The sequence below is a fragment of the Raineya orbicola genome (assembly GCF_002843425.1).
Taxonomy (GTDB): Bacteria; Bacteroidota; Bacteroidia; order Cytophagales; family Thermonemataceae; genus Raineya; species Raineya orbicola.
Genome location: NZ_NKXO01000100.1, coordinates 1 through 600 on the forward strand (window position 1 = coordinate 1; position 600 = coordinate 600).

Here is a 600-nt window from a genome sequence, read left to right on the forward strand (position 1 = left end):
GGACATAGCCCCGTGCTTCGGGAAGGCTGTCGTTATCAACACCTTTCTGCCATCAGTGCCATTAGTCCTGCGGGTGATTTGGTGTATCAAATACAAGAAAGTAGTTTCAAGGGCAAAGATGTGGTAGATTTTCTCAAAAAATTACTTGACACTTTGAAGCAAAAATTACTCATCATTTGGGATGGGGCACGTATTCATTCCAGCAAAGAGGTGAAGGATTTTTTACGAAAAGACAAGAATGAAACTATTTATCTGACTAAAATTCCCCCCTATTCCCCTGAATTGAACGCAGATGAACAGGTCTGGAAAACCCTCAAATGTGATATGCTTCAAAATGTTGTCTGTAAAAACTTAACTCAACTCAAAACTAAACTTCAAAATGCTTTTCAAGTACTTCAACAAGCTACAAAAAAAATTGCTAACTTCTTTAAACACCTGAAAGTAGGTTTCGTATAAATCTTAAATTTATTTAAGAGGTTGTTTAGGATTTATTTTTTTTGATAATTCTTCGGATAAAAATGACCATAAAGGATAAAATTAACAAATTTACCCACGTATCTACTCTGGTTTCATAGCGTATGATTAAAGCCTTGAATTGGT

The 600-nt window shown here is 35.0% G+C and carries 1 protein-coding gene; it reads left to right on the forward strand.

Annotated elements, in window-relative coordinates:
• On the forward strand, positions 1-456 hold a 456-nt coding region (locus tag Rain11_RS13785), incomplete at its 5' end, for a transposase (protein ID WP_133121604.1).
• Positions 457-600: the final 144 nt, after the last annotated feature.